Below are 24,953 nucleotides of genomic sequence, written 5' to 3'. Positions count from 1 at the left end.
GTCTCCTCCCTCAGGTTTCTCTCTTTTACAAAGAGTTCACCGCCACGGGCCGCATCGCGGCCTATCACTCCTGCCCGGGCATGGACGGCGAAACCATGGCAACGCTCGTCGCCGCGATCTCGCCGGGTTACCCGGACACAATGGGTCAGGAAGTCTTTGTCGCCCTGTGGAAGCGCCAGCGGGCATAGCCGCTCTCGACCGGATAGCCGAGATCGACATTGGCATTGCGCGCCACCGTGAACGACAGGCTCGAGAGACCGATCAATGGCAGATCCCGCAGAATCTGGAGCTCGATCTGGTTGCAGTAGTCGAGATAATCCTTGTAGGTCGTCGAAGCCAGCGCCTTGGCCAGCAGGCCGTCGATTCCCGGCATCGCCACGCCATAATGGCTGTAATTGCCGCCGCCACTGCCGTCGGCCTTCACCTCTGCTCCCGATGACAATTGCTGGAAATAGATTAGCGTCGGAATAGGCGGATAGCTCGAGGAGTGCATCGCCAGCGTGTTCTGATCGGAACGGTTGGCGGCGTGATAGGCGGTATGATCCATCACCTTCAGCTTCATGTTGAAGCCGGATTTGCGGATCTGCTCCTGCACGATCAGCATGGTCGACGAATAGTCCTCGCGCTGCGAGATATTCGATTCGAACTCGAAGCCGTCGGGAAAACCCGCCTCAGCAAGAAGCGCCTTGGCCCGCTCGGGATCGTAGCTGTATTGGAGATCTTCCGGCACGTCCGCGATGGTAAGGCCCGCCGGGAAGAAATCGGGCTGCAGCCCGTACATCGTGCCACCCATGGGAGCGAGCGCCTGCGCCACCGCATTGCGATCCAGAGCGAACATCAACGCCTGCCGCACCTTGAGATTGTCGAAGGGCGGGCGGGTCAGGTTGACGTGCAGCGTGTTGAAGGAGCCCGGCACCGTCATGTCGATGAGCAGAGTAGGATCCTGGGATTTCATCGAATCAACCCAACCGGGCGCACGCACCGCCTCGATCATGTCGACGTCCTTCGACAGGAGCGCCAGCGTACGGGCCGTGGTGTCGGCGATATAGACGCACTCGACGCGCGGGATCTTCGCGATATGCTCCTTGTCCCAGTAATCGTCGAAACGGACGAGTGCGACACCCCAGTTCGTGTCAAACTTATCAAGCTGATAGGGGCCGGTGCCGATAGCATCGTTGGCGAAGGACTCGCCCTTCTCCTCGGCAGCCTTTTTCGAGACCACGACCGTGGTCTTGTCAAAGGCGCCGGTACCGAGGAAATTGACGTCGGGTGCCTTAAGTCGAATGACGACGGAGTAGGGTCCATCGGCGGTGACACTCTCGATGTTCGCAAGGTTGGCCTTGTTGGTGCCATCCTTGAGCGCGCGTTCGAAGGAATAGACCACGTCGTCCGAGGTCATTTCCCCATAGCCCTTGTGAAACTGCACGCCCTCGCGCAGCTTGAATGTCCACACCTTGGCGTCGTCGGAAACCGACCATTCCGTAGCGAGAGTTGGGTGATATTCCTCGGGCGTCAGCGCGAACTGGCCGTCCGCGGGGCGTACAAGTTGTTCGAAGGCCTGTTCATTGGCCCAATTGTCACCACCTTGGGTCGTCAGATTGGGATCGAAGTAGCGCGGCCCCTTGGCCGCGATCCCAATCCGCAGGACATCGGCGCCCTGCGCCATCGCCGCGAAGGGTGGAGCCGAGGCCAGAAGCGCTGTCGTGGCGATTCGACCCATGAACTCGCGTCTCTTCATTGACATTCTCAATCCTCCCCTTGTGGCATCCGACCCGCTCCGGGTCGAGCGATCCTCACTCAAGCCGGCGTTGTGCGCCGGCGATCCAGCTCGTCGTCCTTGATACGCAGCCCCAACCCCGGCCCTTCCGGAAGATCGAACCGGCCGTCCCGGGGAATAAGCGGATTTTCGAAGCCCGCGTGCATTCGGTCGTCAGGATCGGCAAACTCGGCGGGCTTGGTGTTGTGCATCAGCGTGGCGAGCACGTGCAGATTGGCGACATGACCGATACCCGGCTGGGTCTGGTGCGGCACCAGCTCGACTCCATGCGCAAAGCAGACCGCAGCGCACTGCATCAGCCCGGTGATACCGCCCATTTTTACGATGTCGGGCTGGACCATACGCACGCCCGCCTCGATGAGATCTACCAGCGCCTGGGTTGTATAGGTCTGCTCCGCTGCCGAAACAGTGATGTCGAGCCGTTGCGCCACCTCGCCCATTGCGCGAACGTCGTAATGCTGCACGGGCTCCTCGAACCAGATGTAGCCCAGATCCTCGAGCGAGCGACCGACCCGGATGGCACCGCCGATGGAATATTGGTTGTTGGCATCGAAGGCCAGCGGGAAGTCGTCGCCGACCAACTTGCGCACCGCCCTCGCCTTGGCGATATCGCCCGCGATGTCGTAGTCTTGGCGCGTTCGGTCGCCGTCCCAGCGGATCTTTATCGCAGCCGGCTTTTCCGACTCCAGACGCTTTTGCACGGTGCGGACGACTTCGTCCACGCTGCGTTCCGCCTGGCCGCCGATGGAGGCATAAAACGGCAGGCTCGTTCGCCAAGCTCCGCCGAGAAGCTTGTAGATCGGCAATCCGGCGATCTTGCCCTTGATATCCCACAAGGCGATATCGAGCGCCGCCAAGGCGCCAGTCACCGCCCCTTCCGGACCGAGCTTGATGTAGCGGTGCAGGAGGCGGTCCTGGATCACCGCCTGGTCGAAAGGGTCGGCGCCCTTGAGACTCGCGGCGAAGTCGCGCACGACGAGAAGGCTGTGCTCGCCGCCCATCATCGGCGATGCCTCACCATGACCAACGATCCCGCCCTCCGTGCGCACCCGGACAAAAGCGGTGCGCCTTCCTGGCGGATCGCCCGGACGCCAACAGACCTGAAACGCCTCGACCGAAGCGATCCTGTCGCTGATGTACCCCGACGATACTTCCGTCACGCCGCACGCTTCAGATTTCTGCACGTCACGTCCTCCCCAAGACCGTGAGCGACCTTCCGGCCGCGAATTCGCCGCTAGTCACGAGGAAATCAGCATTTGCATCCGCATTCAAGAAAAACTTGAACCCTCGCTCTCGGCTTCATGCATATACCGTTCGTCTAAGGAACCGCGCGGCCATGGCACCGTCGGCCAGCAGACACTCCTCGGCGGTGAAGCTGTATCGGCCGGCGCGCTCCTCCGCCGCGACGACGCGACCGCGCGTTTCGATCATCGCTCCCTTGCGCACGGGCATAAAGTGCCACGCCTCCACCCCTGCTAGAATGACCGCCGCCGGAAAGCGGAAAGGGGTGTAGCTGTCACTCATGACGATGCGCATAAGGCAACCGGAATGCGCGACCCCGAGTTCGTCGTACAGGGTTTCGGTTTCGGCGAATGCGCGGGCCGATGCCTCGATCTCGCCGGCGAGAAGAGGTCGCGGGACACTCGCGAAAGTCATACCAACGTGCATGCCGCCTGCGTCCACCGCAAGACGTTCGGGCACACCGTCCGCGTTTATCGACTGCCGATCGAGGCTCGCGACCGGCGGCGGTCTATCCTCCGGCGGCGCGATCCAGCCTGTGGCGACCACCTCACCGCCATCTCGTTCGATCTCCACTGCCGCACGACCAGTCCCACCGTCGACCGCCGCCGCACTGAGCAGCAGCCGATCGCCGTCGTAGACCGGTCTGCGGAACTTCACACCCATGGCCCCGCGCGCGATCCAGTCCGCGCCCCACTCCTGCACCGCCACCCGTGAGATGTGACCGTAGAGAAAGGCGCCCGGAACCAGCGCCCCGGGAAATCCTCGCGCCCGCGCGATTTCAGCGTCGTGGATCGAGCCCCTGTAACGAGGGTCGTCATCGAGTTGTTGCAGGATCGCAATGGTGCGCGGGAGAGTCATAGCGGCGCCGGCCGGTCGACGAGCCCGGCCGTCTCCCTCAATTCGGCAAGATCGGCATCGGGCCGCCCGAGAATTTCCTGCACCACACGCGCATTCGCATCGCCGAAGCAGGGCGCGGCGTGGCGCGCACTTCCGGGTGAGGCCGAAAGGTGGAAGGGCAGCCCCGGATACCGATGCCGACCGGCCGCCGGGTGATCGAGTTCCGTGAAATGGCCGCGCGCGGCGAGATAAGCGCTGTTCGCCAGATCCGCCGGGTTCTGCACGGGTGCTGCCGGCAGGCCGGCAGCCTGCAGCAGTGCTGCTGCCTCATGCTTGTCCTGCAAGCGGGACCAGGCGGTGATCTCTTCCCGGAGCGCATCGGAGTTACGTTGCCTTTCGGCCATCGACGCAAACCTCCGGTCATCCTTCAACCCCGGCCGATCGATGGCGTCGCAAAGCGATCGCCAATGCCCCTCATCGAAACAGGCGATGGCCAACCACTCCTCGTCTCCCCGCGCCGGAAAAGCACCGTGCGGTGCAGCGTGCGGCACGGCGTTGCCGCAGCGCGGTGGCGTGACGCCGCTTTCGATGGCCGCGAGAATCTCCGCTCCTACGAGATGCATCGCGGCCTCGACCTGCGGCACCTCGATGTCCTGCCCGAGCCCGCTGCGCTGCCGCCAGACCAATGCCGTCAGGATCGCCGCCGCCGAATTCAGCCCGCCGACCGGGTCCATATAGGAGGGGCCCGTATTTTCCGGCGCTCCGCCGGGATAGCCTATGAGCGCGCACATCCCCGTCGCCATCTCCATGATCGGACCGAGCGCTGCATGGCGGGATATGGGTCCGGTTCGACCGAACGCGGGCATTTCGCAGGCGATCAGACCAGGATTCCGGTGAGCGAGCGTCGCATGGTCGAGCCCGAATTTTCCCAGTGTTCCCGGGCGGAAATTGCAGATGAGTACATCGCTTCGCTCTGCGAGACCCGCAAGGATATCCCGTCCCGCATCCTGCTTGATGTCGACGATGAGGCTCGACTTGTTGACATTCTGCGAATTGAACAGGAACGCGCGATCGAATGGCCGCTCACCCGGATCCAGGTCAGGGAAATTCACCGGGTTCTGCTTGCGCTCGTGGTGTAGTCTCCACGTATTCACCCGTTTCGGCCCCTCGACGTGGAAGACCTCGGCACCGAACCAGGCGAGGATGCGACCCGCCATCGGACCGGACCAGGCGGTGGTGAGTTCGGTTACACGAAGCCCCTTGAGCGGTAGGGGTCGCACCGGGCGAACCCCGCCAGCACGTGGCGCAGGGAGAGGCGAGTGCCGACCCGGTTCGGGTTCGCCGGCCGCCTCGATCCGGGGGGTCGCCGCAAGGCGCCACGGCGCGCCGAGGATCCGCCGCCCTCCTGCCTTCGACCAATAGCCACGCTCGGCAAGATGACGATGGGTTGCGAGATTGCAAGGATCCTCGACCTTAGCCGAGATGATTTGGGCTTTCTGGAGCAGGTCGACCAGATCCGCAGCATCGCGATCTTTGACCGCGTTGCCGATCTCGGCAAAGAGTGCTGCCCAGTTGCGGCGCCGGATTTGGGGATCGGCGAAGCGCGGATCGTCGCGCAGATGTTCAAGCCCCAACGTCGCGGTCGCAGCTTCCCAGCGGTGCGCATAGAGCCATATGCAGATCCAGCTGTCGCGGCATCTCGCCTCGCCGGCCAGAGATGAAGGTTCCTCCCGCGAACGCACGGTGCCGTTGTAGAGATACTGGAGGATGTAGGGAAAACTGGTCGTTGCAGCGACCTCGGCGATGTCCACGCGCACCACCTGCCCCGCTCCGTCCTCGCCGCGAGCATGGACCGCGACCAGCGCTGCAACATAGGCCGCGAGCCCGGCGACGATGGCGCTGCGATCGCCGCAGCCGAAAAGCGGTTCGCGCCCTGCCTTGCCGTTATTGTACATCATCCCGGACAAGGCCTGATGGACCAGTTCACAACCGATCCAATCCTTCAGTGGGCCGTCGACGCCGAAATCGCTGATGGCGACCACGATCGCACCCGGATAATCGCCCGCAAAGGCTTCCGCGTCATCGTCGGCGGCCAGGAGGATGACATCCGCTGCCGCACAGAGCGACGCACCAGCCTCAAGGACGGATTCCTTGCCGGTGTTCAGATGCCGGAACGTCAGCGAGGTACCATCGGCAGCGAACGGTGCCTGCCGCCGCAAGGCCGATCCGTCGCGAGGTTCAGCCAGTATAACGCGGGCGCCGTAGTCGGCGAACAGCCGACCGCAGTACTGCCCGGCCAGGTTTTCAGACCGGTCGGCGACCAGCAAATGTCCGAGCGCCCGGGCGCCCGCGCTTGGCTCTCGTTGAGACATCTTGCTTGCATCCGAATTCATTCAAAGGCATCCATCCAATATCGGTCACGAGGTTGTCAAGTCCGGAACGAAGGTACATATGCGCTGACAGCGAGATCACTCGAAAATGACAGGAGGACGATGACGGCTCTCGCACGCGGAAAATCGAAGCTCACCTCGCATCAGCTCGCGGCGCTGCTCGGTGTGAGTCAGTCAGCCGTCTCACGCGCCTTCACGCCGGGCTCCAGCATCTCGGCGAAGCTCCGTGCGCGTGTGCTCAGCGGTGCGGAAAAATTCGGATATCAGCCCAACGCCATCGCTTCGATGCTCGCCACCAAGCGCACCAACATGGTCGGTATCGTCGTCTCCGAAATGAGAAACCCGTTCTACCCGGTACTCATCGAAAAACTGACCCAGGAGTTGCAGGGGATCGGCCTGCAAAGTCTGCTCTTCAACGTCACGCCGGGCGCGAGGATCGAAGAGCAGCTCGCCGCGATTCACATCTACGACGTCGATGCCATCGTGGTGGTCTCGGCGACGATCCTTTCGGAGCGCGCACTGGCGTGGGCCAGCGAGGGTCGGCGGACCATCCTGCTCAACCGCCAGAGCAACGAAGAGCTGACGACGATCTGCGTCGATAACACCGCCGGGTCGCGGGCGGCGGTGGATCATTTTCATGCGATCGGTCGAAAGAGGATCGGTTACGTTGCCGGGCTCACAAAAACCGCCATCGGCGTCGGGCGGCAGGGCGCTTTCCTGACGCGGCTCGCCGAATGCGGCCTCACACTGGCGGGCATCTGCTCGGATGAGGCCTATACCTATGAGGCGGGCTGGAAAGCTGCAATTGAACTGTTGAAGTACAAGCCCGACGCTATCCAGTTTGCGTCCGACATCCTCGCACTCGGCGGCATCGATGCGCTCAAGGCGCGGGGGATCGATGTGCCCGGCGACCTTGCGGTCGCTGGTTTCGACGATATCGAGATGGCCTCGTGGCCGCATTATTCACTAACGACCTATCGACAGCCCATCGACGAGCTGGTTGCTGCCGTCGTTGCCCGAATAGCCGATCCGACCATCGATCCAGCTGCATTTGAGCATGTCACCCTGCCCGGCAAACTGATCCAACGGCAATCGACTGCCGTTCCGATGCCATCTTCCGACCAGCTCTGTTGCAAACGTCGCGCTGATCAGGGAGAATCAGCTCGGACATGGAACGAGGGCTGAACAGTTGAACGTTTTCAAAGGTCGACATCATCCGGGCGAAGTCGTGCTGTGGGCTGTCCGCTGGTACTGCCGGTACGGGGTCCGCTACCGCGCGATCTTGAAGAGATGATGACCGAGCGTGGCATGCCTGTTGATCATTCGACAGCCTATCACTGGGTTTAGCGCTACGCGCCGGAGATGGAAAAACGCCTATGGCGCGGCGATTGACGAGTTGAAGAAGGAAGGCAAGCTGCCGCCCGAAACCGAGCACCGCCAAGTGAAATACCTGAACAATGTGATCAAGGCGGATCATGGCAAGCTGAAACAGCTGATCCGCCCGGTTCGCGGGTTCAAGAAAAGGAAGACGGCGTATGCGACGATCAAGGGCTTCGAAGTCATGCACGCACTGAAGAAGGGCCAGGGACGGATGTTCAATCTTCAGGGTGACATTCATGGTCAGGTTCGTATGATCGAGCGTGCCTTCGGGCTTGGACTCTGCGCGTTGTCCGAGGCTGTTACCATCATCGAAGCCGAAATGGCGAAGGCTTCCGCGTATTCCGATCGCAAACGGTCGCGCACCTCCGCGTCGGGCTGGGTAAGTTTCACGGCAACCCGTGCAAGTTTAACCGCAAGTTCATAGCCCTCTTCAGGGGTTGCTGTCTTGAGTGTCGGGAGCCAGTTTGCCATCGGATTCTCCTTCTGTTTCAAGTGGGTGATCAGGGAAGAGGATGCGCCACGCGGCGCCATTAGGGTCATCGAACTGTCCGTTCCTTAGCGCCCAGAAAAAGGCGCAAAGACCTAACAAACCGAGCCCAATCGAAAGAGGTATGAGCAGCAGGAAGCTCATTGCCCATCACCGGCTATCGCCTGATAGGCGTGCCAGGTGCCGTGACCGAGAATGGGAAAGAGAACGATCAGTCCAATGAGGCCGGTGACCGCTGAAAAGCCCAATCCAAAGGCAACAATCATTCCCCAAACCAACATGGGGCGCAGGTTCTGCACCGTCAGGATAAAGCTCAGCCCCATAGCGGTCAGTGCATCGGTCTTGCGAGAAACCAGCATGGGAATGGAGAAGACGCTGATCGCAAAGGCGAAAGCTGCGAACAGCCCGCCCACCAGCGTGCCTGTTGCAATCAGCGCCCATCCCCGGGGTGTCGTCAACACATTGGTCAGCGCCTCCTCCGCGCCGGGGAAAGGGAAAAGGCCAAAGAACAGTGCATAAAGAAGATCTGCCGCCCTGAGCCAGAACAAGATGAGAAGGCCCAGCAGCAAGCCCGCATAGGCCAATTGCCCTCCTGACGCCGGCCGAAATACCAGCATGTCGAGAAACGCGATTTGCCTGCCCTTTCCGTGCATGTGACTCTTCTCGTAGAGACCGATCGCCAGGAACGGGCCGACAATCAGGAACCCTGAAGTGGCGGGAAACGCGAGATACAACAGATTGCTCGCATGAAGCACCCACAGGACCGCATAGGATATCAGTGTCAGGAACAAACCATAGGCAAGGCTGGACCATGGCGCCATTCGCACATCTCGCCAACCTGCTTGCAACCAATCTAACGCCGAAGATGCCGGCAGGGCGCGTGCATGGGGTGAAGCAGGTCGGTCCGGTTTGCGAAGGGTCGGAAGTGGTTCCAGCATCCCGTTCTCCTTTCAGCAGACTCGCTTGGCCGGGATCAGACCCGCAGCTTCGCGGCATTCCGGTTGCGATTGCAGGGCAACGGTCAGCAAATGCACATTCGCACCGAGGAACAGCAGGATGGCCGCCAATGCAGCTCCGATCGCCAGCCGCTTTTGAACGCCCGGCGTCATCGCGTGCCTCCATCATGTTGACCAAGCTGTGAAACATAGAGGGTCAGAAGGTTGATTTCGGCATCTGACAATCGACCCGCCCAAGCAGGCATCACGCCGTGGCGGCCACGCCGGAGGATTTGCATCACCGTTTCCGCATCCTGGCCATAGATCACGGCCTCGTCCGTGAGGGACGGTGCGCCGATTTCGAGACCGCCGGCCCCGGTCTCGCCATGGCAGGAACTGCAGTTTTCGGCAAAAACTGTGCCGGCAGAGCTCCCAAAATCGGCAGATCCGTTCGGTAAGTCGCCAACGAATCTGGCAAGCGCGATCCGATCCGGCCGTTCCATCCAGTCAAAGGCAGGCATTTCGGCGTAGCGGGTGTCGGGGTCTTCAGCATTGATACCGTGACGGATCGTCGTGGCGATTTCTCCAGGTTCGCCACTCCAGAGCCACGTGTTGTCCGACAGGACCGGAAATCCCGGCCCACCCCCCCCAAGCAGGCCATGGCAGGCCGCGCAGTTATCGGCGAACAGACGTTCGGCAGCGGGCATCGCGACCGTCATCAGCGTCGTATCGGAGCGCAAGGTATCGAAGTTATCATCCGAAAACCGCGACAACCAATGCCGCCGCCCATCGGATAGCTCGCGATAGCCCTCGACCGCTTCTTCGCCCTGATCCAACCCCAGCAGCCCGCGCGTGTAATCGCGCCCGGTCGGCCATGCAGGCAGAAGAATCCAGGTAGCCACCGAGTAGAGAAACGTCAGCGCCAACGCCCAGATCACGAGTTTCGGAAACGCGGTATTGAGCTCGGTGATACCGTTCCAGTCGTGGCCGGTCGTATCGTAGCCGGTGACCGGATCGACCTTGCGGTTGCCGGTATGCGGATCCGCCCCCGGGAGTCGCCTTTGGTCGGTCGGGTTACTCATCTCGGCCGCTCTCGCCTTGCAGTACGGACCGGGCGGCGGCGTCATATGCCTTGCGCCGTGACGGGCTGTAGGCGCGGATGACCACAACCAGAAACAACCCCATCAGCCAGATCAGGCCAACGGTCTTGGACAGATAGACCAGGATGTCATGGGTCATTGGTTGCCCTCCGCCAGGGTACGATAGGGCGCATCGGTCAATCTGCCGAGAGACTGGAGATAGGCGACAAGCGCATCCATCTCCGTCAGTCGCGACGGATCGCCATCGAAGATACGGACCGCGGGCCGCGCGCCGTAGCGCTCCTGAAACTCGTCCGCCGCGTCGCTGTCGGGGCGGCTTTGTGCCAGTGCATCGGCGTCCGCCGACGCGATCATGCCTGCGTCATAGGGCACGCCGAGACGGGCCAGCGTAGCCAGCGAATCCGACAACAAATCCGTATCGAGCGTTCGCGTAAGCCACGGATAGGACGGCATGATCGAGGCCGGCACCATGCTGCGCGGGTCGATCAGGTGCGCCACATGCCAGTCGTCGGAATATTTGCCGCCCAGTCGGGCCAGGTCCGGGCCGGTCCGCTTCGATCCCCAGAGCATCGGGTGATCGTAGGCACTTTCCGCGGCCAGCGAATAGGGGCCGTAGCGGTCCAGTTCGTCGGCCAGGCTGCGCACCATTTGGCTGTGGCAGGCATAGCAGCCCTCGCGGATGTAGATCTCGCGCCCGGCCAGTTCCAGCGGGGTATTGGGGCGCAGGTCATCGGGAAGTTCGACGGTCTCGTCGATGGTGAAGAGCGGTGCGATTTCGACCATTCCACCGATCGAGGCGGCCGCGATGATTGCCGCCACCAGCCCCATCGAGATCTTTTCCAGGTTGTAGTGCAGTTTCAACATCGGCTCACTCCGCCGGCTGCGCGACAAGAGGCCGGTCGGCGGCATGGCCCGCCGCTCCGCGCATCGTGGCACGACAGTTCCAGGCGCAGATCGCCGCTCCGGTCAGGAACAGCCCGCCGCCGATAGTGCGCAGCAGGTAATAGGGGGCCATCGCCTGAACCGACTGGACGAAGCTGTAGGACAGCGCGCCGTTCGCGTCATAGGTGCGCCACATCAACCCCTGGGTGATACCGGCGTTCCACATCGACACGACGTAGACCAGCGTGCCGGCGACGGCGAGCCAGAAATGCCACTCGACCGCGCGGGGTGAGGCCATCCCGGACTGGCCGCCGAGCTGGGGAACGAGCGTGTAGATTGCGCCGAAGACGATCATGGCGACCCAGCCGAGCGTGCCGGAATGGACGTGGCCCACGGTCCAGTCGGTATAGTGGCTGAGAGAATTGACGGGGCGGATGGCAAGGAAAGATCCCTCGAAGGTCGACAGCCCGTAGAACACGGCGGCAACGAACATGAAGCGAAGCGTGGCGTCGTCGCGCACCTTGTGCCAGGCGCCGTTCAGCGTGGCGATGGCATTGCCCGCCGAGGCCCAGCTCGGCACCAGCAGCATGACCGAAAACGTCATCCCCAGCGTCTGCGCCCAATAGGGCAGCGCGGTGTAATGCAGGTGGTGTGAACCGACCCAGATGTAAAAGAAGGTAATGCCCCAGAAACTGACGATCGACAGGCGATAGGACCAGATCGGCCGCCCCGACCGCACCGGCAGGAAATAGTAGAGCATCCCCAGGAACCCGGAGGTCAGGAAGAAGGCGACCGCGTTGTGGCCATACCACCATTGCACCATCGCATCCTGCACCCCCGACCAGACGGGGAAGCTTTGCGCTGCCGTCCAGCGCACCGGCAATGCGAGATTGTTGACGATATGCAGCATCGCCACGACCAGGATGAAGGCCAGATAATACCAGTTGGCGACATAGATATGCGGCTCGTTCCGGCGGGCGAGCGTCCGAATGTAGAGCGCGAAATAGATGACCCAGATTACCACCAGCCAAAGGTCCGCGTACCATTCGGCTTCAGCATATTCCTTGGATTGGGTCGATCCCATCAGGTAACCGGTGACGGCCCAGGCGCAAAACAGGTTGTAGCCGATCAGCACGACCCAGGGGCTGACGGAATCGGCCAACCGCGCGCGTGACGTGCGTTGCAGGACGTGGAATGAGGTGGCGATCAGCGCGTTGCCACCAAAACCGAAGATGATGCCGGTTGTATGTACGGGGCGCAGACGGCCGAAACTGGTCGCCGGCCAGAGCGGCGTTGCCTCTGGCCAATAGAGCAACGCCGCAACCCACACGCCTACGGCCATGCCGATCATCGCCCAGATCAGCGTCATGATGATACCGAACCGCGTCGGCGCATCGTCGTAATGGCGCAGCCGATCCGCCGGAGACTCCGGGTCATAGAGTGCGCCACCGAGCAGGAAAGCCAGGCCGAGGCCGAGCACGAGCGCCATGAACCCGTGCAGCGACATGACCCCGTGGCGTGCGGCGGCTGCCATGGCAAGGCCCGTCAGGGCCAGCAGGACCGACAGGATCATGCCGATCCGGCGTTCGGAAACCGACAGTGTTTCGGTCATCCTGTTCTGCCTTTCTTCGTCATGCTGCTACCCGTTCGGGAAGGGCGATATCGGCAAGTGTCGAGCCGTTCAGATCCTCGATGAACCTGACCTCTGCCTGTCGAAACCGGGCCTTCAGACGGCAACAGCCGTCTATCGTGCAGTCGCCTCCGCCCGGCCCGAAACACTCGACCAGCGCCTGCCCCTGTTCGAGCAGCCGCACGACGTCGCCCAGCCGGATCTCGGCGGGGTTGGCGCGCAAGACGGCGCCACCGTTCGCCCCCCGCCGGGTCTCGACGATGCCGCCCTGCGCCAGCCGCTGCATGATCTTGGTCAGGTGATTGCGGGACAGCTTGAATTCCTCGGCCATGACGGCAGTCGAGAAGGCCCGGTCGGGGGCGCTCGCCATGCGCATCAGCATGCGAAGCCCGTAATCGGTGAAGGATGTAAGGTTCATGGCGTCTCGCATGATTCGAATTGGTATTTACAATACCTATTTAACAGAGATAGCATGAGACTCAAGTTGAAATTCTCGGGAACCCCATGTCACCTGCCGACCCACAGATCATCACAGCCCGTCCGCGAATAACCGCCGAGCTCATGGCGCGGACCGGACTGAACGAGGACAGGCTGACCGAACTGGTGCATCGCTTCTACGACAAGGTGCGCGCCGACGCCGTTCTCGGCCCGATCTTCGCCGCCCGGATTTCCGACTGGGGCCCGCACCTGGAACGCATGGTGGATTTCTGGTCCTCGGTCGCGCTGGTGACGGGCCGCTATCACGGCGCCCCGATGCCGGCCCATGTGACCCTGCCAGTGGATTGGAATCACTTCGAACGCTGGCTGGCCCTGTTCCGCGAAACCGCGGCCGAGACCTGCCCGCCCGAGGGTGCCGCGCATGTCATCGAACGTGCCGAGCGGATCGCACGCTCGCTGCATATGGCGGTCGAGGATGCCAGGCCCGAACCGTCCCGTTCCTGCTCTGACCGAAGGATACCGACATGACCAAACCGACACCCCCGCAAGATCCCGCCGGCCTCACCCGCTATATCGAGGCCGAGTATCATGCCAAACACCGCGCCCGGCTGCCCGAACTGGCGGCACTGTCGGAAAAGGTGGAAACCATCCATGCCGGGCAGGCGGATGTTCCTGCAGGGCTGGCCGAGGTGCTGCACCGGATGATCGGTGAACTCGAGGTGCACATGAAGAAGGAGGAACTGATCCTGTTTCCCGCCATTCGCAACGCGGCACCGGGGCTGGACGCCCCGATTGCGGCGATGCGGGCGGATCACGACGACCACGAGGCAGAGGTCGAACAGATCCGGCACCTGACCAACGGCCTGACATTGCCGGACGGCGCCTGCCGAAGCTGGATGCGGCTCTATGCCGGGGTCGGTGAATTCCTTGACAATCTCGCAGCCCATATCCGGCTGGAAAACGACGTGTTGTTTCCGCAATTCGAGACCCCTGGCGCAGGCCATGTCTGACCTGCGTCTTCCCGGGCCGGCCAAGGACCTCGTCGAGCGGCGTCATGCCTTGGCGCCGGAGACCGAGGATGCTTTCCGCGCCTTTTCCAAGGCGGTGTTCGCCGAGGGCGCGCTGGATGCGCGCGGCAAGCAGCTTGTCGCAGTGGCGGTCCCGCATGTAACGCAATGTCCATGGTGCATCGAGGGCCATGTCAAGGCGGCCCGGCGCGCGGGCGCCTTGGACGAACAGGTCATGGAGGCGATCTGGGTCGCCACGGAAATGCGCGCCGGCACCTCCTGGGCCCATGCGCTGAAGGCGGTGGAGATGATCGGCGACACGGACGGGCAGGACAACTGATGCGGTCGGCACGGCAGTCCGGCCCCGACGCCCCCGGCGAGCGTATCCGCGTCAAGCGGATCTATCACGCGCCACGCGTGTCGGACGGCAAGCGGATACTGGTCGACCGCCTATGGCCACGCGGGATGGCGAAGGACCGCGCCCGGCTATTTCAATGGTGCAGGGAGATCGCACCGAGCGATGAGTTGCGGCACTGGTTTCACGGTCACCCCGATCAGTGGCAGGCGTTCACCACGCGCTATGAGACGGAGCTTGCCGCCCATGACGATTTGGTCCGCGAACTTGCCGAACATGCGCGCGAGGATGTCGTCACGCTGCTTTATGCCTCGAAGAACGAGGCGCATAACAACGCCATCGTGTTGCGCAATTACCTGCGCCAATGGCTGGAACGGGAGGGGCAGACATGACAGACTGGCGTGACACCCTACTGTACACCCGCGATCGTGTGACTGCGAGTCCGGAAGTGATCAGTCCGGCGTTTCGAGGCGCGGTCGCCAGTCCTCGATCGCCCCTTGTGCCAGCCGCGCATCCACCATGCGCTGCCAGCTTTCCGGCAAACCCGGAAGTGCAGCGAAGGCGGTCAGGGCGTCATGGTCTGAAGTATCGCGGTAGAGAAGCCGCCAGACACGGGTGAGCGGCCAGTCCCGGCACGGTCGCGCGATCAGCTCCACCCGGTCGCCGGGCGCGATGAGGCCTTCCGAGATGACGCGGAAATACCAGCCGGTGCGGCCGGTTTCCTGCACCCGGGCCGCCATGTCGGGCAGGTCGAAGCGCAGGTTGAGCCGCCAGCAGGGCTGGCGGGTCTGGCTGACCTCGACGATCACGCCGCCCAGCCGATAGCGGTCGAACAGGCAGAGATCGTCCTCCGTCGCACCCTCGATCACCAGGTTCTCGCCAAAGGCACCGGGGCGGAGACACGCCGCGCGTTCGGGCAGATCGTTTTTCCAAGCCGGATAGTGCAGGGCGGGATAGGCATGGAGCGCCTTGTCCGCGCCACCGTGATGGCGGGTATCACCCTGTTCGTCGCCCTCAAGCCCTTCGGCCCGGGCCATGAGCGGACCGGAGACGGCCGTCTTGTCAATACCGGAGGGAATCGCATTCGGGCCCAGCGGCCCGACCGCGCCAACGCGCAGTTCGGCAATCCGGAATGCCCTCATCCCGCGTCTCCCGAAGCCACGTCGAACACGTCCGTCACGCAGAGCAGCGGTGCATGGACATTGGCGTTGACCCTCAAGGCCGCCGTCACGCCGTCGAAGCGCGCCGCCTCTACCGCGCCGATATCGGCGAACGGCACCGTCACGCTCAGTGTCAGCCCGGCAAAGATCGGCGACCAACCGGGAGAATCGATCAGGATCGGCAGGCCCGGCCAGGTCAGGGGCAGCGCCGGCGCGGTCCCTTCGGGAATGTCGATGACCTTGAGCGCGCCGGACCCGCAGGCCTCGTCGGGGCCAAGCACGACCCAATGGCTGTGCCAGGCGCCGCCATCGCCGTCCGTCGTGCCAGACCCGGTTTCATCGAAGAGCGGTGTGTCGTCGAAATCGGGATGACTCGTGACTAAGCATGGCGTCAACGACCGTGGCCTCGCGATTCCAGACCGCGGTGATGAGAGAAATGGACGGCACGGGAATGTCCTTGAGAAGTTTTGCCGAGAACTGTTTTGGTGCGTGGATCGAGATTTGGCTGGGCTTCGTCCCTCCCGCCCACTTTTCACGTCACTCTCACGATAGCGGGCTTGGCATCGCGGATCAATTTGCTGGCTGCGGCAATGACCAACGCGATTTCCTGGCTGATCATGCGGATTCGAGGGCCAGGTGCAGACGACCGGTGGATTTTTCGAGTAACGTACGGGCTTCGTCGATGTCGAGTTGCCTGCGCAGCATGATGATGGCAAGCTTGATCGAGTTGTCACTCGCCGCAAGTGCCTGCTTTGCAGCTTCGAGACTTGATCCGGAGAGCTCCATGACCATCATCGCCGCACGCTTGTGCAGCTTTTCATTGGTTGGTTTCATCTCGACCATGCGCCCCCGGTAAACATAGCCCATGCGCAGGAAAATACCCGTGGAAAGAGTGGTCAATACCGCTTTCTGCGCCGTTCCCGCCTTCATCCGGGTCGATCCGGCAAGAACTTCGGCGCCACTGTCAACCTCGATGGCAATGTCGCTCACCGAGGCGAGTGGCCCGCCCGGACTGTTCAGCACGCCGATGGTCAGAGCGCCTCTGGCCTGACCGTGTCGGAGACCCGATATGGCAAAGGGGGTCCGTCCGGATGCGGCAAGGCCGATCACGACGTCGTCCGAGCACAGGCCAAGGTGCGTGAGCGCACGGATGACTTCGTCCTCATCGTCTTCCGCCCCCTCCACAGGAGTGGTGAACGCCCTTTCACCGCCGGCCATGATGGAAATGACGCGCTCGGCGGGCCAGTTGAAGGTCGGGATGAGTTCGGCGGCATCCAGAGTGGCAATGCGGCCGGACGTGCCGGCTCCCAGATAGAACAGGCGCCCGCCACGCTCCAGCCGCACGGTCGCTGCATCCACAGCCCGGGCGATGGTGGAACGCACGGCATGGACAGCGGAGATCGCCGCCAGCTGTCCTTCCAGCATGGTATCAACCATCTCTCCGGTATTCCACGTTTCGAGCGCAGTATATCGTGATGCCGCACCTTCCGTCGCGATCATGCCACAGCTTCCCCCTTGCTTCGAGCCATCCGTGCTGCTGCAAGCGCAGCATCGATCCGCGGGAAATCGATATCCTCGCCGGCCATCTGGCGCCGGATTTCCTTGCTGATCAGCGGATGCAACGCGAGCACGCCTCCGACAAATGCGATCTTCGCAGGACCGCAGCGATGCAGCAATGCACGAGCGAGACGGCAGAGTTCGCCACCGGCAGCGGTGATGATGGCCGTCGCATGCGTATCACCCTGCTCGACGGCAGCAGCCACAGCTACCGCGAGTTCGCCGATTCTGCCCCGGCCGCTGCCATAGACGTGACTGCGAACATCATCCCAGTCGCTGCCGCCGATCGCATCAAACAAATTTCTGGCCAACACTTCGGCCCCTTTGGGCTGCCCATGTTCGTCAATCACCCTGAAGAGCCTGTCGAGCGCGCGCAAGGCGATCCATGTGCCCGATCCGCCGTCATCGATGAGCAACCCGCGACCGCCCACAACCGTCGCGTTGCCATCGGCATCGATCGAGACGCCAATCGAACCAGTGCCGGATGACACCAGATGCCCCCGGCTGCCGCCGAACGCCGCGTGCCAGCCCAGCAGCATGTCATTGGAATAATGGTAGCATCCCGCGGGAAGCCCGAAGACATCTTCGATCTGCTGCTCGATCTGTCGATGTCGGGAAAACCCTGCTCCGGTGATGCCGAAATGGGCAAAATCGATGCGGCCCGGCATGACTTCGCGCATCGCTTCGAGCGTGCCGACAAAGGTGGCACGGCTGGCAGCCTCGAAGATCAGTCCGGTGGCGCCGGGAGCCCTGCCCCGCGCGACCTCATTGCCCACGCTGTCCACGACTGCCCAGCGCGTAGCTGTACCCCCCATGTCAACACCAAGATAGTAATGTTCCGTCATGCCAGTCCTGTCATGTCTGCCACGAAGGCGCGGGTAATTGCGCACGGATTGGTGATCATCGTACCTACCACCACTGCGTGAGCTCCCGCAAGCAAAGCCGCTCGCGCAAGTTGTGGTGTATTGATCATGCCCTCGGCAATCACCGGCACGGCCAGACGGGCAGCCAGTTGCTCGATCAATCCCAGATTGGCAACGGGGAAGTCGCTCCTTGTTTGCGTGGTATGACCGGCGAGCGTGGTGGCAACGAAATCCGCTCCGGCATCAGCTGCCCGGACACCTTCCTCGAAGTTGGAGATATCAGCGAAAGTCAATCGTCCTGCATTCGAGATATGACGCAAGACAAGCTGCCAGTCGTCGCCGGCACGCGGCCTGTCCGTGCAGTCGAGACCGATGACTTCCGCTCCGGTTGCGATGATGGCGTCGGCGGCCACGATATCGGGAGTGATATAAACCTCCTCGCCATCGCGAAAGAGCTTGTTGATCCCGATGACCGGCAAGTTGGTCGCATTGCGGATAGCAGTAACATCGGCGGTGCCGTTAGCCCGTATGGCCACAGCACCGCCCGCCTCGGCAGCCCTGGCCATGGCGGCCATGTGCACAGGCCCATGCAACGGATTGTCCGCACGGGCCTGACAGGAGACGATCAATCCCCCTTTTTGCAGCGCGATCATTTCACCGCTCCGGACGTCATGCCATTGATGAACTGCTTGGACAGGATCATGTAGATGATGGTGATTGGTGCGGCCGCGAGGGTAAGGCCGGCGAACATCACTCCCCAGTCGGTGACGAACTCGCCGATGAAGGTCGTGAGCCCTTGCGGGAGCGTCTTCAGGTTGTCATCCTGAATGAATACCAGTGGGAAGAAGAAATCGTTCCATATCGGCACAAGATTGTAGATGCCGGCAATGACCATGGCCGGGCGACACAAGGGGAGCATGACGCTCCACATGATCCGCAATTCACTGGCACCATCCATCCGTGCCGCATCTTCGAGGTCACGCGGAAGGGTGCGGATGAACCCGGTCATGATGAACACGGTCGAAGGCAGACCCATCGCCGTGTAGACCGCGACCAATGAAAGCTGTGAGTTGAGAATTCCCAGATCGCGGAACAACACGAATAGCGGGATGATCGCGAGTTTCAGCGGTAACATCAGCCCGGCCATGAAAAAGAGCAGCAGGAAGCCCGATCCCGCGAACCGGTAGCGACCGAGGGCATAGGAAGCCATGGTACCTAGAACACCGATGCAGAAAATCGAAGCGCCGGTCACGACGAACGAATTGAGCAGATAGCGGAGAAAATTGCTTTTCGTCGCCATTGCGGTGAAGTTCTGCAGGTTGGCGAAATCCGGAATGGAGAACGGGTTCTGGAAAATCTCCACATTCGTCTTGAACGCCGAGAAGATCATGATGATGACCGGAAACAGCATCACAAAGGTATTGGCAATCAGGATGACCTGCATCAGCCCGTCGCGGCCCAACGTGGCGAACAGCCCCTTCTGGCCGTTGATCGCGGCACTCATACTTCGAGCTCCCGTTTGCGCAGATGCAGCGTCCAGAAGGTGGCAATGACGGCGATGAACAGGAACATGAGCACGGCCAGGGCCGAGCCGAGACCGAAATCCTGCCCGCCCGCGGACTGGTTGCCGAACGCGGTCCGGTAGAACACGAGCCCGAGCACGTCGGTGGAGCCGAACGGCGAGCCGTCAAGACCGGCCATGATGTAGGGCAGCTCGAACCAGTTGAACGAGCCGATGAACAACAGAATGAAGACCACGGTTGTGGAGGGAGCAATCATCGGCCAGACGATCTTCTTCACGACAACCCATTCGCTGTCGGTCTCCATGCGCGCAGCGTCAAGTATCTCTGCGGGAATACGTTGCAGGCCCGCCAGAAAGACCAGCGTGGGGAATCCCACCCAGGCCCAGGCATTGACGAAGATGAGAGCCGCCAGGGCTGTTTCGCTCTGGCCCAACCATGGCTGGGCCAGGCTGCCGAGGCCGATGGCTGTCAGTGACTTGTTCACCACACCGAAAATCGGGTGGAAGAACAGTTTCCAGAGATAGCCGATAATGACGGTCGAAAGAACCACAGGAAGGAATACCGATATCCTGTGAATGCGGGCACCCGGCAACTCCCGCCACAAGGCATAGGCCAGGACGAAGCCGGCGCCGTTCTGCACGATCATCAGCGACACGAACACGATGATGTTGTGCTTGAACGCATTGAGCGTGGTGCTCGCATAGGGCTCTTCAAACAAAATAGTGTAGAAATTACCGAACCCGATAAAGCCTTCCCGCCGTAGACCATTCCAGTCATAGAATGCATAGGTAAGCGCGGAAACGATCGGATAGATCACGAACAGGCTCATCACGACCAGCGGCGGAACGAGCAGGAAGGTGATCCAGATACCTCTACCGGTCAGACGGAATGGCGATGTACGGTCTGGTGGCGCTGCCGTTGAAGCGTTTCGGGTCATGGGTCCGTCCAGAAGCGGCGAAATCGGGAGCGCATTCCTGTCTAGTGAAATCGGAATGCGGGCTCTGTCTCCTCGTTTCGTCGCATTTTCTGATCGTTCAGGCGGTGCGCCGGAACGAAAGGTGTTCTAAGATGTCGCCGGGCATGGAGGACAGGTCTTCCAGACCCATCCTCCATGTCATCTGCATTACTTGCGGAAAGGTTCGTGATACAGCGCGATACCTTCGGTGACGGCCTTGCCGACCTGGGCCGGATCACTCTCTCCCGCCAGCATTCGCTGCACTTCGGCCTGCAACAGCACCGAACCTGACGGCTCCTTGTAGCGGAAGTTGGTCAGCATGACGTAGGGTACCGAATGCTCGTTGAGTTGCGCCACCTGCTGCAGCAGCGGGTTGTCGAACGTGACACCCTTGATCGGCGAGATATTGCCGAGTTCGTTTGCAAATTTCTGACCGAATTCCGGAGTGGCGAGATAGGCGAGGAATTTCCTGACCGCATCGGGATGTGCAGTCTTGGCATTCCCGGCATATCCACCATCATAGAAGATCCCCACCAGGCGCTCGTCATCCGCGTTACGCCCAGGTGCCGCAAAGATTCCCAGATCGAGATCAGGGTTCTGACTCTTGAAATTCGCCAGTTCGAACGAACCGCCGGCGAACATCGCCGCCATGCCCGAAGCAAACAATTGCTGCGAGGAGGCGTAATCGAGCCCGGTGAAGCCGGTGGGGAAAAAGGTACTGACCTGCTTCAGGGCCTCAAGACCGCCGATGAATCGGGGATCCTCGAAGGTGGTCTTGTCGTTCTGGATGTCCTCGAAGAAACCGCGACCGATGATCGACGACGTCAGGGCCGAAACGATGGTTTCGTTCTGCCAGGCCGTCGCCGTGCCATTGCCGAATGCGAAAATGCCCGCATCCTGGATGGCCTTGGCATTCGCCAGCAGTTCATCCCAAGTCTGCGGCACGCCCAATCCGAGTTGGTCGTAGATCGCCTTGTTATAGATCATCAGCATGGTCTGCGACGCGAAAGGCACACCATAGACCTTGCCGTCGGAACGCAGGGTTTCGGCATTGACGGCTGCTTGCGGCATGTTGGCCAGGCCCGGCACCTCCCGCTCCGAGAGCGGCATGAGATAGCCCGCCCCCGCCACGGTCTCGAAAGCACCATAGGCACGCACCATCATGGCATCCGGCCCCTGATCCGCCGACAATGCGGTGGAGAGGATGGTTGCGTAGTTGGACGCCTCATATCCCTGGAACTGGACATGGATACCGGGATTGGCCGCCTCGAAATCAGCGATGAGCTCTTCGTAGACCGGCTTGTCCTCCTGCCGCCAGCTCCAGAAGCTGATCTCCTGGGCCATTGCCGGCAAAGCCACGGCCGCCGCCATAAGGCCGAGCGCGGCTGATCTGACGATCTTCGACATCGCGTACTCCTTCACCTTGGACTGAACTTGTTGCAAAATTGTCCCGGACATGCATCGTGCCGGGCAAGCTGGGGTCGGCAGCCCGCATCTCAAAGGCGTCGACCGTCTTCGCTGCTGAAGAAATGCATCGTGTCCAGCCTCGGCGCCAGATGGACCCGTTTCTGATCGGGACGAATCTCGACATCAGGATCGATGCGCACCGAAACCAGCGTACCCTCGCCCAACCGAGCATACATATAAGCATCGTTGCCTAGATATTCCGAGTAGATGAAATCGGCGGTGTAGCCTTCACCGTCACCGACCAGCCTGAAACCGTCGGGACGGATGCCGAGCGTGACCTTGCGGCCGCTCTCCGGCGCGTTCGGTATGAAGATCGAGCCACTGCCCCCGACGCCGAAACGTTCCCCATCACGCTCGGCCTCGACCAGCGTCATGCGTGGCGAGCCGATGAAGGTCGCGACGAAGGTGTTGACCGGCTGCTCGAACAGTTCGCGCGGTGTGCCGACCTGTTCAATGATCCCGCCATTCATCACCACGATGCGGTCAGCCAACGTCATGGCCTCGACCTGATCATGGGTGACATAGATCATCGTGCCGCCGATTTCCTCGTGCAACTTGGCGATTTCCAGCCGGACTTCCGAGCGAAGGGCCGCATCGAGATTGCTCAGGGGTTCGTCGAGCAGGAAAACGTCGGGCTTGCGAACGAGGGCCCGCCCGATCGCCACGCGTTGCCGCTGGCCGCCCGACAACTCCCGGGGCTTGCGGCGCAGCAGCGGTTCGAGCTTGAGCATGCGCGCCGCATCGGCGATGCGCGCCTCGATCTCGGCTGTCGACAGCCCCTGCAACCGCACGCCGAAGGCCATGTTCTCGTAGACATCCATGTGCGGATAAAGCGCGTAGGACTGGAATACCATGGCCATGCCGCGCTTGGACGGGGCCACCCGCGTCATGGGCTTGTCATCGACGGCAAGCTCGCCAGCGGTGATTTCGTCCAGTCCGGCGATGAGGCGCAGCAAGGTGGACTTGCCGCAACCGGACGGCCCTACAAACACGACAAGCTCGCGATCGGCGATTTCGAGATCAATTCCGCGCAGGACCTGTACGTCCCTGAAATCCTTGCGAATTCCGCGCAGCGACAGTCGCGCCATTGGCATTCTCCCCGGCAATGCCGATTGCCTATCCCAATTACATACCATTGTCAAACCATTATAATACCTTTAATATGCCATGCTGAACATGCACACCTTGCAATGGCGCAAGTCTTGGTTCCCTGAGGACGACAGATGGATGGGAATGGTATCAGAAAGGTCTACTAATGGTTTCCAGCGAACAGACACCACCGGCCCGGGAGCCGATGGTGAACTCTTTCGCGACGCACTGACCCGCCACCGCGACCAGGGCCCGCTCTATCGTCAGCTGACCCAAAGCATCGCGGATCTGATAGCCTCCGGCTCCCTGTCGGCCGGATCCAGCCTGCCTTCGGAACGCGATCTCGCTCGCGCGACCGGTATCAGCCGGGTCACGGTCCGCAAGGCCATCCAGTCGCTCGTTCATGCCGGCCAGCTCGTGCAGAAGCAGGGATCCGGCACCTATGTCGCGTCCAACCCGTCGAGGTTCGAACAACCCTTGCGACACTTGACATCCTTCACCGAGGACATGTCGCGGCGCGGGATGATCTGCCATTCGAGATGGTTGTCACGCGGTCTGCATGCACCATCCAATGATGAGCTCATGATGCTGGGATTGTCCATTTCCGATCAGGTCGCGAGGTTGAGCCGTATCCGTTATGCGGACAAGCTGCCGATTGCCATCGAGCGGTCCAGCCTGCCGGGCTCGGTCCTTCCCGATCCGGAAGCGGTCGACCAGTCGCTGTACAGGCTGCTGGATTCGCGTGGTACGCGGCCGACACGGGCTATCCAGCGGATATCGGCGATCAACGCCACGCCGCGCGATGCCGAGCTGCTCGAAATCCTCGTCGGCGACGCCGTGCTCAAGGTCGAACGCATCTCCTATCTCGCGTCGGGGCAGACCGTCGAACTCACCCGGTCGCTCTATCGCGGCGACGCCTACGATTTTGTCAGCGAGCTGAAATGAACGAAATCCCTGCGCTTCAGCGAAATTCAAGAAGTGGTAACAGTCGATGAAAGTGCTGATCTTCCCGACCAGAGCCGAGGCTGAAACCTGCATGGCTGCCGAACTGCTTCGAACTGTCAGCGGACAACCGGATGCCGTTCTGGGCCTTGCGACGGGCGGCACCATGGATCGGGTCTACGAACGACTGGTGTCGATGGCTCTGGCGCAAAAGACCGATTTCAGCCGGGTACGCAGCTTCAATCTCGACGAATACTGGGGTATCGATGCCGATCATCCGGCGTCTTATGCCCACTACATGCGCACCCGCCTGTTCGCGCCCCTGCACATGGACGCGCAACTGACTTGTCTGCCGAACGGCAAGGCAGCCGACCCCGACGAGGAAGCACGCCGCTATGAAGCCTCCATTGCCGCTGCGGGAGGGATCGATCTGCAGATCCTCGGCATTGGCCGGAATGGACATATCGGTTTCAACGAGCCTACCTCCAGCCTCGGTTCGCGCACCCGGATCAAGACGCTGACTGCAAGTACCCGCGAGGCCAACAGATGCTATTTCGCAGAGGACGAAACCGTCCCCGCTTTTGCGCTGACCATGGGAATCGGCACGATCCTGGAAGCACGGTACTGCATGTTGCTGGCCACCGGTACCGGCAAGGCCCAGGCGGTAGCCGCCGCCGTCGAGGGGCCGCTGTCGGCGGCCTGCCCCGCCTCGGTGCTTCAGCTTCACCCACGTGCCACCATACTGCTTGACCCCGATGCCGCCTCGACGCTCCAATTGCGCGACTACTACGAACTCGTCCATCCTGCCGGCAGCGAAGCCATCGTGCCGTTGCCGCTGGCCAGTCATTGACGGGACGCGCCTTGCAACTTGCAAGGGGCATGGTTTCTGAAAACCGTTTGACCAAATAATCAATTAATGTCAGGCTTTCCCCTAGCG

Annotated in this window: 28 protein-coding genes and 2 pseudogenes; 8 read left to right on the top strand and 22 right to left on the bottom strand. The window is 61.7% G+C overall.

The genetic code is table 11. The features are described from left to right. Positions 1-145: 145 nt before the first annotated feature. The 4 genes from H6851_21200 to H6851_21185 all read right to left on the bottom strand — a co-directional run bounded on the left by H6851_21200 (position 146) and on the right by H6851_21185 (position 6,228). Positions 146-1,744 carry an ABC transporter substrate-binding protein gene (locus H6851_21200; protein MCB9946124.1) on the bottom strand — a complete coding sequence of 533 codons (1,599 nt, stop codon included), beginning with the start codon at positions 1,742-1,744 and terminating at the stop codon, positions 146-148. A 53-nt stretch (positions 1,745-1,797) separates the two neighbouring features. Continuing rightward, positions 1,798-2,961, bottom strand: a complete 1,164-nt coding sequence (locus H6851_21195) for a mandelate racemase/muconate lactonizing enzyme family protein (protein ID MCB9946123.1) — start codon at positions 2,959-2,961, stop codon at positions 1,798-1,800. Between the two features lie 115 nt (positions 2,962-3,076). After that, on the bottom strand, positions 3,077-3,877 hold the full coding sequence (locus tag H6851_21190; protein ID MCB9946122.1) for a MaoC family dehydratase: 801 nt from the start codon (positions 3,875-3,877) through the stop codon (positions 3,077-3,079). After that, a complete protein-coding gene (locus H6851_21185; protein MCB9946121.1) occupies positions 3,874-6,228 on the bottom strand; it encodes a CoA transferase in 2,355 nt (784 codons plus the stop codon). The genes H6851_21190 and H6851_21185 overlap by 4 nt, the downstream gene beginning before the upstream one ends. Here H6851_21185 and H6851_21180 point away from each other — a divergent pair. Continuing rightward, complete coding sequence (locus H6851_21180) at positions 6,184-7,431, top strand: LacI family DNA-binding transcriptional regulator (GenBank protein MCB9946120.1); 1,248 nt, start codon at positions 6,184-6,186, stop codon at positions 7,429-7,431. The genes H6851_21185 and H6851_21180 overlap by 45 nt on opposite strands. A gap of 4 nt (positions 7,432-7,435) precedes the next feature. Continuing rightward, positions 7,436-7,939: pseudogene (locus H6851_21175) on the top strand (IS6 family transposase). Here H6851_21175 and H6851_21170 read toward each other — a convergent pair. The 9 genes from H6851_21170 to H6851_21130 are packed head-to-tail and all read right to left on the bottom strand — an operon-like array spanning position 7,867 to position 13,078. After that, the gene (locus H6851_21170; protein ID MCB9946119.1) at positions 7,867-8,097 is read right to left on the bottom strand and encodes a peroxidase; all 231 of its coding nucleotides are present in this window, start codon (positions 8,095-8,097) and stop codon (positions 7,867-7,869) included. The pseudogene H6851_21175 and the gene H6851_21170 overlap by 73 nt on opposite strands. Then, a complete protein-coding gene (gene ccoS, locus H6851_21165) occupies positions 8,057-8,257 on the bottom strand; it encodes a cbb3-type cytochrome oxidase assembly protein CcoS (GenBank protein MCB9946118.1) in 201 nt (66 codons plus the stop codon). The genes H6851_21170 and ccoS overlap by 41 nt, the downstream gene beginning before the upstream one ends. After that, positions 8,254-9,051 carry a DUF2189 domain-containing protein gene (locus H6851_21160; protein MCB9946117.1) on the bottom strand — a complete coding sequence of 266 codons (798 nt, stop codon included), beginning with the start codon at positions 9,049-9,051 and terminating at the stop codon, positions 8,254-8,256. The genes ccoS and H6851_21160 overlap by 4 nt, the downstream gene beginning before the upstream one ends. 12 nt (positions 9,052-9,063) lie before the next feature. Then, positions 9,064-9,222 (bottom strand): hypothetical protein, encoded by a 159-nt coding sequence (locus H6851_21155; GenBank protein MCB9946116.1) that lies wholly within the window; start codon positions 9,220-9,222, stop codon positions 9,064-9,066. After that, the gene (ccoP, locus tag H6851_21150) at positions 9,219-10,130 is read right to left on the bottom strand and encodes a cytochrome-c oxidase, cbb3-type subunit III (protein ID MCB9946115.1); all 912 of its coding nucleotides are present in this window, start codon (positions 10,128-10,130) and stop codon (positions 9,219-9,221) included. Before ccoP ends, H6851_21155 begins: the two co-directional genes overlap by 4 nt. Continuing rightward, positions 10,123-10,287 (bottom strand): cbb3-type cytochrome c oxidase subunit 3, encoded by a 165-nt coding sequence (locus tag H6851_21145; GenBank protein ID MCB9946114.1) that lies wholly within the window; start codon positions 10,285-10,287, stop codon positions 10,123-10,125. Before H6851_21145 ends, ccoP begins: the two co-directional genes overlap by 8 nt. After that, positions 10,284-11,012: a cytochrome-c oxidase, cbb3-type subunit II gene (gene ccoO / locus H6851_21140; protein ID MCB9946113.1), complete on the bottom strand. Its 729-nt coding sequence runs from the start codon at positions 11,010-11,012 to the stop codon at positions 10,284-10,286. The genes H6851_21145 and ccoO overlap by 4 nt, the downstream gene beginning before the upstream one ends. A gap of 4 nt (positions 11,013-11,016) precedes the next feature. Further along, positions 11,017-12,642 (bottom strand): cytochrome-c oxidase, cbb3-type subunit I, encoded by a 1,626-nt coding sequence (gene ccoN, locus H6851_21135; GenBank protein MCB9946112.1) that lies wholly within the window; start codon positions 12,640-12,642, stop codon positions 11,017-11,019. A gap of 19 nt (positions 12,643-12,661) precedes the next feature. Then, on the bottom strand, positions 12,662-13,078 hold the full coding sequence (locus tag H6851_21130) for an Rrf2 family transcriptional regulator (GenBank protein ID MCB9946111.1): 417 nt from the start codon (positions 13,076-13,078) through the stop codon (positions 12,662-12,664). An 86-nt stretch (positions 13,079-13,164) separates the two neighbouring features. Between H6851_21130 and H6851_21125 the strand changes: the two genes are divergently transcribed. Genes H6851_21125 through H6851_21110 form a run of 4 tightly spaced genes read left to right on the top strand, consistent with a single transcriptional unit; the run spans position 13,165 to position 14,852 of the window. Beyond that, positions 13,165-13,626: a group III truncated hemoglobin gene (locus H6851_21125; GenBank protein MCB9946110.1), complete on the top strand. Its 462-nt coding sequence runs from the start codon at positions 13,165-13,167 to the stop codon at positions 13,624-13,626. Further along, positions 13,623-14,108, top strand: coding sequence for a hemerythrin domain-containing protein (locus tag H6851_21120; GenBank protein ID MCB9946109.1), 486 nt, complete (start codon positions 13,623-13,625; stop codon positions 14,106-14,108). The genes H6851_21125 and H6851_21120 overlap by 4 nt, the downstream gene beginning before the upstream one ends. Further along, complete coding sequence (locus tag H6851_21115) at positions 14,101-14,445, top strand: carboxymuconolactone decarboxylase family protein (protein MCB9946108.1); 345 nt, start codon at positions 14,101-14,103, stop codon at positions 14,443-14,445. Before H6851_21120 ends, H6851_21115 begins: the two co-directional genes overlap by 8 nt. Continuing rightward, positions 14,445-14,852, top strand: a complete 408-nt coding sequence (locus H6851_21110; GenBank protein ID MCB9946107.1) for a DUF488 family protein — start codon at positions 14,445-14,447, stop codon at positions 14,850-14,852. The genes H6851_21115 and H6851_21110 overlap by 1 nt, the downstream gene beginning before the upstream one ends. A gap of 60 nt (positions 14,853-14,912) precedes the next feature. Here H6851_21110 and H6851_21105 read toward each other — a convergent pair whose 3' ends face one another. The 9 genes and pseudogenes from H6851_21105 to ugpC all read right to left on the bottom strand — a co-directional run bounded on the left by H6851_21105 (position 14,913) and on the right by ugpC (position 23,073). Next, complete coding sequence (locus tag H6851_21105) at positions 14,913-15,602, bottom strand: MOSC domain-containing protein (GenBank protein MCB9946106.1); 690 nt, start codon at positions 15,600-15,602, stop codon at positions 14,913-14,915. Beyond that, a pseudogene (locus H6851_21100) lies at positions 15,599-16,000 on the bottom strand (hypothetical protein). The gene H6851_21105 and the pseudogene H6851_21100 overlap by 4 nt, the downstream one beginning before the upstream one ends. Positions 16,001-16,235: 235 nt before the next feature. After that, on the bottom strand, positions 16,236-17,120 hold the full coding sequence (locus tag H6851_21095) for an N-acetylmuramic acid 6-phosphate etherase (protein MCB9946105.1): 885 nt from the start codon (positions 17,118-17,120) through the stop codon (positions 16,236-16,238). After that, complete coding sequence (locus H6851_21090) at positions 17,117-18,022, bottom strand: N-acetylglucosamine kinase (protein MCB9946104.1); 906 nt, start codon at positions 18,020-18,022, stop codon at positions 17,117-17,119. Before H6851_21090 ends, H6851_21095 begins: the two co-directional genes overlap by 4 nt. Next, positions 18,019-18,693, bottom strand: a complete 675-nt coding sequence (locus H6851_21085) for a putative N-acetylmannosamine-6-phosphate 2-epimerase (protein MCB9946103.1) — start codon at positions 18,691-18,693, stop codon at positions 18,019-18,021. The genes H6851_21090 and H6851_21085 overlap by 4 nt, the downstream gene beginning before the upstream one ends. Continuing rightward, positions 18,690-19,544, bottom strand: a complete 855-nt coding sequence (locus H6851_21080) for a carbohydrate ABC transporter permease (protein MCB9946102.1) — start codon at positions 19,542-19,544, stop codon at positions 18,690-18,692. Before H6851_21080 ends, H6851_21085 begins: the two co-directional genes overlap by 4 nt. Beyond that, positions 19,541-20,500, bottom strand: a complete 960-nt coding sequence (locus H6851_21075) for a sugar ABC transporter permease (GenBank protein MCB9946101.1) — start codon at positions 20,498-20,500, stop codon at positions 19,541-19,543. Before H6851_21075 ends, H6851_21080 begins: the two co-directional genes overlap by 4 nt. Before the next feature lie 186 nt (positions 20,501-20,686). Then, entirely contained in the window at positions 20,687-21,925 is a 1,239-nt protein-coding gene (locus H6851_21070) for an extracellular solute-binding protein (GenBank protein MCB9946100.1), read from the bottom strand. Between the two features lie 89 nt (positions 21,926-22,014). Beyond that, positions 22,015-23,073, bottom strand: a complete 1,059-nt coding sequence (ugpC, locus tag H6851_21065) for a sn-glycerol-3-phosphate ABC transporter ATP-binding protein UgpC (protein ID MCB9946099.1) — start codon at positions 23,071-23,073, stop codon at positions 22,015-22,017. Positions 23,074-23,218: 145 nt separating this feature from the next. Between ugpC and H6851_21060 the strand changes: the two genes are divergently transcribed. Beyond that, entirely contained in the window at positions 23,219-24,019 is an 801-nt protein-coding gene (locus tag H6851_21060; protein ID MCB9946098.1) for a GntR family transcriptional regulator, read from the top strand. A 46-nt stretch (positions 24,020-24,065) separates the two neighbouring features. Next, positions 24,066-24,866 (top strand): glucosamine-6-phosphate deaminase, encoded by an 801-nt coding sequence (nagB, locus tag H6851_21055; GenBank protein ID MCB9946097.1) that lies wholly within the window; start codon positions 24,066-24,068, stop codon positions 24,864-24,866. Positions 24,867-24,953: the final 87 nt, after the last annotated feature.

Source organism: Geminicoccaceae bacterium (assembly GCA_020638465.1).
Classification (GTDB): domain Bacteria; phylum Pseudomonadota; class Alphaproteobacteria; order Geminicoccales; family Geminicoccaceae; genus JAGREO01.
The sequence above is the reverse complement of the archived record's forward strand: the minus strand, read 5'-3'. Positions and strand labels throughout refer to the sequence as shown.